Source organism: Stieleria sedimenti (assembly GCF_025060895.1).
GTDB lineage: Bacteria > Planctomycetota > Planctomycetia > Pirellulales > Pirellulaceae > Stieleria > Stieleria sedimenti.
Genome location: NZ_JANZKV010000309.1, coordinates 1 through 6,443 on the forward strand (window position 1 = coordinate 1; position 6,443 = coordinate 6,443).

General features: G+C 59.0%; 7 protein-coding genes. 1 reads left to right on the plus strand and 6 read right to left on the minus strand.

Annotation, left to right across the window (positions count from 1 at the left end):
• Nucleotides 1-757 precede the first annotated feature (757 nt).
• The 4 genes from NZK35_RS31500 to NZK35_RS31515 form a co-directional block, all read right to left on the minus strand.
• Complete coding sequence (locus tag NZK35_RS31500) at nucleotides 758-1,378, minus strand: zinc-ribbon domain-containing protein (RefSeq protein WP_259636508.1); 621 nt, start codon at nucleotides 1,376-1,378, stop codon at nucleotides 758-760.
• 14 nt (nucleotides 1,379-1,392) lie between these two features.
• Nucleotides 1,393-1,932 (minus strand): PilZ domain-containing protein, encoded by a 540-nt coding sequence (locus tag NZK35_RS31505; protein ID WP_259636509.1) that lies wholly within the window; start codon nucleotides 1,930-1,932, stop codon nucleotides 1,393-1,395.
• Nucleotides 1,932-2,771 (minus strand): polyphosphate kinase 2 family protein, encoded by an 840-nt coding sequence (locus NZK35_RS31510; RefSeq protein WP_259636510.1) that lies wholly within the window; start codon nucleotides 2,769-2,771, stop codon nucleotides 1,932-1,934. The genes NZK35_RS31505 and NZK35_RS31510 overlap by 1 nt, the downstream gene beginning before the upstream one ends.
• A gap of 68 nt (nucleotides 2,772-2,839) precedes the next feature.
• Nucleotides 2,840-3,829: an ABC transporter ATP-binding protein gene (locus tag NZK35_RS31515; protein ID WP_259636511.1), complete on the minus strand. Its 990-nt coding sequence runs from the start codon at nucleotides 3,827-3,829 to the stop codon at nucleotides 2,840-2,842.
• A 115-nt stretch (nucleotides 3,830-3,944) separates the two neighbouring features.
• Between NZK35_RS31515 and ispF the strand changes: the two genes are divergently transcribed.
• Nucleotides 3,945-4,454: a 2-C-methyl-D-erythritol 2,4-cyclodiphosphate synthase gene (gene ispF / locus NZK35_RS31520; RefSeq protein WP_259636512.1), complete on the plus strand. Its 510-nt coding sequence runs from the start codon at nucleotides 3,945-3,947 to the stop codon at nucleotides 4,452-4,454.
• Between the two features lie 34 nt (nucleotides 4,455-4,488).
• Here the strand turns inward: ispF and NZK35_RS31525 are convergent, their stop codons facing one another.
• Nucleotides 4,489-5,106, minus strand: a complete 618-nt coding sequence (locus NZK35_RS31525) for a class I SAM-dependent methyltransferase (protein WP_259636513.1) — start codon at nucleotides 5,104-5,106, stop codon at nucleotides 4,489-4,491.
• A gap of 216 nt (nucleotides 5,107-5,322) precedes the next feature.
• Complete coding sequence (locus NZK35_RS31530) at nucleotides 5,323-6,366, minus strand: molybdopterin-dependent oxidoreductase (RefSeq protein ID WP_259636514.1); 1,044 nt, start codon at nucleotides 6,364-6,366, stop codon at nucleotides 5,323-5,325.
• Nucleotides 6,367-6,443: the final 77 nt, after the last annotated feature.

Genomic DNA, 6,443 nt, shown 5'->3' on the forward strand with positions numbered 1-6,443 from the left:
AAAAGGATTCAGCAACCGTTGGTGTCTAGCCTTTACGCGATTCCCGGTCGCTGCGAAGCAGCGACACCGGGCGGCTAAAGCCCAATACCGCTAAGTTAAGCGTCGTTTCTTCAGATGAGGGCCCGTAGGCTCGCGCCAAACGGCTGATATTCGTTTGACATCAGCCGGTTCGCGCCAGCGTCCGGGCCCCCTCATTCATGTTAACTTAGCGGTATTGGGTTTTACCCCGAGAGGGGTTGCAGCAAGTAGCCGGTGGTCGCCATCGCGCACCACCGGATTCCCCAAATCAATTTAGATTCTCTCCCTCTGGGAGAGACGGCGTTTGCGCAGCAAGCAAACGCCAGAGAGGGTCGGCGTTGCCAAAGGCTTCGCGCCTTCCCCGACGGTCAAATCCGTCACTTCTACGATTGACGTCCCCTGGGACGGTCACGGAGGAGTTTGCGCCCGGAGCGGAGAGGGTTGCTGCAACGCCAGGGTTGCTAGCCACGATGGAGCATCAATGCCGGACGCCCTCCCCTCGCTCCGCTCGACCCTCCCGCACACGGGAGGGTTGCTTCCTACCTTGGTGCGTATGCCCCTCGCTGCGCTCGACCCTCCCTGCCAGGGAGGGTTACTTAAGATGTGTAGATACCAACGCCCCCAGAGAGGCTGCCTTGAGTAGCGGCGACCCCGTGTCGATAGGCGAGCGTGTTGTCAGACACTGCACGTCGCTGCCCAGAGGCTGACCGTCACATCGAAATGACGGCGCGGCGTCTCATTACCAGCCTTTCGCGCGGCCCTCGGCATAGATCTGCGCGATATCTTCTTCGCTGATGCCGTGAACCAACGCCATGTGCGTGACTTCGCGATCGACGACCGATCCGAGTGTTTTGTTGAGCGCCTGGCCGGCGGCTCCCCCGCTGGGGATCTTCTTGGACTTGCCGAACGAAGACGCGATCATCTGGCTGTAGTCGCGGTAGATCTGCCGTCGCGTCGATTCGGGCAGATTGACTTCACGGTAGTCCGTGTCGGCGGGGGTGTCGTCCAGGTTCAGGTTTTCGACGACCGTGGCTTGTGTCCGGACCGGCAGCTTGGGTTTTTCGGGCTCTTCCTCCGCCCCGCCGGAAAACACGACCAGCAGAATCAGGGCGACGACGGCCAGCCCCGCGACGCCGCCGACGACCAGCCACTGCCCGATCCTGTCGTCCGAGTGGCCGTCGTCTTCGTCCTCGATCGCGACGGATTTGGAATCGGCTCCGCGTTGTGGCTTCGCCTGCCCCGTCCCGGCTGCGGCGATCGCAAACGTTTCGCCGCACGACGCGCATCGCGTCGAGGCCATCGAAGCGGGGACATTCATCGCCGCGTTGCAGCGAGGGCAACTCACACGTTTAATCGACATCGACGGTTCCTGCGTTAGAGATCTTTGCGATGCATCATCCAGCGACGCTGCAGATCCATCACGATTCGTCGCACCGTTGGTGGTGGATCGACGTGTTCGCCCTTGAAAGCTTCGGGGAAGAACAATCCAAAACCGTTCGGCTCGATCCGGCGCACGATCGCTTCGAGTTCGATCTCCGTTCTATTCATCGACAATCGAGCGCGGAGTTCGTCGTTGATGTCCAGGGGGATCGTGCGGTCCTTGGGGACTTCGACGAACACACCGGTCATGCTGATGTTGGTCGGTTTGGACTCACAGCGTTCTTTGCCGGAGATCAGGGTGACGCGTAGTCCGCTGTCTTCGATCACCGGGACGCGAAACGACTCCCGGCGATTTTCTTCTTGTGTCTCTGTCTCGGTTTCCTCGGGCGGTGAGAACAGGTGCACGAAATCAACGAGTCCCTTGACCGACTTGGGATCGAAGGAGACGGATTTTTCGGGATCTTCGCTGCTGGAGATCTTCAGCGTTTCGCCGTCATAGAAAATCTCAATGTCGCGTAGGGTGATTTCTGCCATCAGATTTTCTGGGCGTCCTTTGCTAAGTCGTACAAGCGTCGAATCTCGTCCAAGTCGACTTCGACGGGGGGAAATTGTGGATCCATCTCGCTCAGCGTCTTGGCGACGATGGAGGAGATGGCGGCGTCGCGAAACCATTTGTGGTCTGCGGGGATCACGTACCAAGGGGCGTACTTGGTGCTGCAATGTTCAAATGCATCTTCATAGGCCCGACGGACTTCGCCCCATTGATCGCGGGCCTCGTAATCGCCGGGGTTCAGTTTCCAGTGTTTGGCAGGATTTTCCAAACGCTTTCGAAAGCGTTCTAGCTGTTCTTCGGGGCTGATGTGAAGATAAAACTTGAGGATCCGCGTGCCGTTGGCGGCCAAATTGCGTTCAAAGTCGTTGATGATTTCGTAACGTGGGCGCCAGACGGACTCGGGGACCAGCTTTTGAACTCGGACCGCGAGCACGTCTTCATAATGCGATCGGTTAAAGATCGCAACTTTGCCGCGCGCCGGCGTGCAGGAGTGGATCCGCCACAAAAAGTCATGCGCCAGTTCCACACTGCTGGGGGCTTTGAACGGGTACGTTCGGCATCCCTGTGGATTCATCTTGCCAAGCACCTTGCGGATCACGCCATCCTTGCCGGCCGCGTCGGGGGCCTGCAGAACAATCAACAACGACTGCTTGGCCTCGACGTACATGCGATACTGCAGATCCTGGATCGTGGCGATATTTTTTTCCGTCGCTGCGACCGCATCCGCCTTTTCGTCAAAGGGGCCTTTGGTTTTCGTTTCGCGTTTCTTCAGCGAAACGGACTCGGATGGCTTGATGCGAAATTCTTTCTCAAAATCCATTGAGTGATCGTGGTGGCTGGAGGAGCATTGGGGAAAAATACGCTTTTTTACAATTCCGTTCAATCATTTTAGCTCGCCTGCCGCTCGCTGGTCTCCCGAAACAACCCCGCGATCACGTCTTCCAGTGGCGGATCTTCCACGGCCACGTCTTCAATCGGATGGTCGGCCAGACAGCGTGACAAGACCCGCGGGACGTCCGCCCGAGCGACCTTCAACCGCACCTTCGGCCACGTCTCGGACAACACTTCCCCGAACGCCCGCAAGTCCGGATGATGCTCTTCGGCGAATTGCAGCGTGATGATCTTGTAGCCGGAAAACTTGTCGACGATTCCCGAAAGCGAACCGTCGTACTCGATGGTGCCGCGGGCGATCACCACCACCCGCTTACACAACGCGGCGACGTCCTTCATGTAGTGGCTGGTCAGCAGGATCGTGATCTTGCGTTTTTCTTGATAGTAACGCAGGAATTGCTGGATGTTGTGCTGGGCGATGACATCCAACCCGATCGTCGGTTCGTCCAGAAACAGCACGTCGGGGCTGTGAAGCAAGGCTGCGATCAATTCCATCTTCATCCTCTCGCCCAGCGACAGCTCTCGCACCGGTTGGCTCAGCAACGAACCGACCTCCAACAAATCCGTCAGCTCATCCATCGTCGTGCGAAACTGATCCTCCGGAACGCCGTAAATCTGTTGCTGCAGCCGATAGGACTCCTGCGCCGGCAGATCCCACCAGAGCTGGTTCTTCTGCCCCATCACCAGTGCGAATCGGCGGCGATAGGCGTTTTTCCGTTGCCAGGGCACATAGCCCATCACCGTGGCCTCGCCGCTGGTCGGGTCGATCACGCCGGACAGCAATTTCAGCGTCGTCGTCTTGCCGGCTCCGTTGGGTCCCAGAAAAGCCACAAACTCCCCCGCCTGGACGTCCAGATCGATTCCACGGACCGCGTGAACCTCCTGGTATTCCCGGTGAAAGAGCCCCTTGAGACTCTCCCTCAGACCTTCGCCCTTGCGATAAACGCGATAGGACTTCGTCAGGTCTCGGACTTCAATGATCGACATGGCACTCGGGTGACGCTGGAGAAAAATGACAAGCGGCGGTATTGTAGTGGCGAGATCCATTTGCCACGAGCCAGCCTATCCCACGTTTCCCGCCCCGCCCGAACCACACACAACCATGCCTTCGACGCCCGCCAACGTGCCAAACCTCCGTATCGGATTGGGGTACGACTCACATCGATTGGAGGCCGGCGGGCCGCTGCGGATCGGCGGCATCGATGTGCCGGCGGATCTGCACGCGATCGGCCACAGCGATGCCGACGTGCTGCTGCATGCGATCACCGATGCGTTGTTGGGCGCGATCTGCGCCGCCGACATCGGGCGTCTGTTCCCCGACACCAGCGACGTCAACGCGGACCGAGACAGCCGCGACTTCGTCCAAGCGGCTCTCGACAAAGTTCACCAACGCGGGATGGGGATCGTCAATCTGGACTGCGTGATCCTGGCCGAACGCCCCAAAATGGCGCCGCACATCGACGCCATGCGGGCTCACGTCGCCGACATGCTGGGCGCCGATGCCGATCGGGTCAGTATCAAGGCCAAGACCGGCGAAGGCGTCGGCGAAATCGGCACGGGGAAGTCCATCGCCACCCGCGTCGTCGTGTTGTTGGCCGGTCGCTTGTCTTAACGTCGCGGTATTGAGCGGAAGCCCGAACGGATCGTCAATCACGGACTTTGCGCAACAATCGCATCTCGTTGGGCCCGATGAACATCAACAGCAGCGCGCCATTGGCGGCGTAGCGATCAAAGACCTCTTCGTGGAATTGGTCTTCGCCCGGCCAGGGATAGGAATAAACCAGCGCAAAATCGTCCAAGTCCAATTCCCACGCTTCATACGCCGATGCGCCGGCGTGCCCCAGTGACGGCAAGGTCGGGTCGAAGGAGAGATCCGCGGCCCCGGGCGGCAGAAAGTTGCCTTCAAACAAATCCACCTTGGCCGGCCAATTTGCGATCGTCTTCCGCGCCTCGGCAATCAAATCCACATGGGCTTCGATCGCGTGAGAATTCCAGCCCAGTTCGTCGGCCAAACAGGCCACGGCGGCAAAACCACAGCCCCACTCCAGAAAACGGCTGCCGATCAGCGGCTGGTGTTGGCGAACCCAGTCGAGGGTCTGGTAGACCAATTCGTAGTCCGCCGCGACGAACTGCTCGGCCCGATGCTGATCCCAGCAATCTTGGAACACTTCGATCCGCGCACGCATCGACGACAGATGTGCGGCGACCGGCGAAGGAATCGGTCGCGTGTCGACCTGGGACGGAATCTCGATGGGTTGCAACATCGCGGTACTATAGCCCGATTGGCCATGGAGTTCACCGATGGGAACGATCGAGCGATGAAACGATTACTGGGCCCACGGATAGCAGCGCGAACCCACGGATTTTTTGCACCCGGTCATCCGTGGGTTCGCGCCGCCATCGGTGGTTATCGTTTTCGATGGTTGGTCTGGTGAAATTGCTGGAGTCCCTTGTCAAGATTGCATCTTAGGGTTGACGCACTAGCACAACGTCACCGATTGCAATTGCAACCAATCCCTCTGTTCCGGTGTCAGCGCGTCGAGCGACGTTGCCGTGATCTTGGTCGTTGCATCGATCACGGCAGCCTGCGAAAGCGTGCCATCGGCATTCACCACGCCGAAGCTCACGCCGAACAGCGATGCATCGCGCAGGTCCGCTCCGCGCAAATCCGCGGCTGAGAAATCGGCGCCTTCCAGATCGGCCCCACGAAAGTTCGCGTCACGCAGATCGGCCGATTGCAGATGGGCGTTGGAAAGATTGGCGCCTTGAAACCCCGCGCGGCGCAGGTTCGCGTTCCGCAGATCCGCGTTGCGCAAGAGCGAGCCAGCGGCATGAAGGTTTTCCAGATCCAGACCCCGCGCTTCCAGACTCAACAGATCGCGGCCGCTGAAATCGCGATCGCGAATCAGCCGGGTGGCGTCTTGCTTGCTGAGACTTGCAGCGATGTACCGTTGTTCCTTCCAAGGATCCGCCCCGTTGTGGTAACCGGCTTCGGATTCCCAATAACCGAGACGATCGACGGACAGAAATTCGATCCGTTGGAGCCACTTGATGCTCTTGTAAAAATACTTGCCCGGCACGACCATCCGAACGGGTCCGCCATGTTCGACTGACAACGGATCTCCGTCGGCCTTTAACGCGATCAAGGGATCCAGGTCCAACAGTTCCTCCAGCGGCAGCGACGTGCTGTGAGAACGCTTGCTGCGAGCGACGAACGAAACAAACCGTGCTTGCCGATTCCAAAGCGGCTGACCGTTTGAGTCAGCGACCAACTCCGCAAATCGAACGCCTTCAAATTCCATCTGCAACTTCGACCACCGCGTCACACAATGCACATCGATGCATCGAGTCGTCTGCGGCATGGCGGTCAAGTCGCCGAGATCAACGCGACGTTCGCTCAGCACCTGGCCACAAACCGTGATCGTCCATGGGAGGTCGCTGTCGCCGGGAGACCGTTCGCCGACGACCGGCCAACAATCGCGGCGAACCAATTGCTGATTGGGAGGGATTGATCTGGAGTTCATAAGGTGAGATAGAAACATATCAACCGAAGATTCGCAACCAGCGCTGGTGTCCAGGCTTCAGCCCAATACCGCTAAGT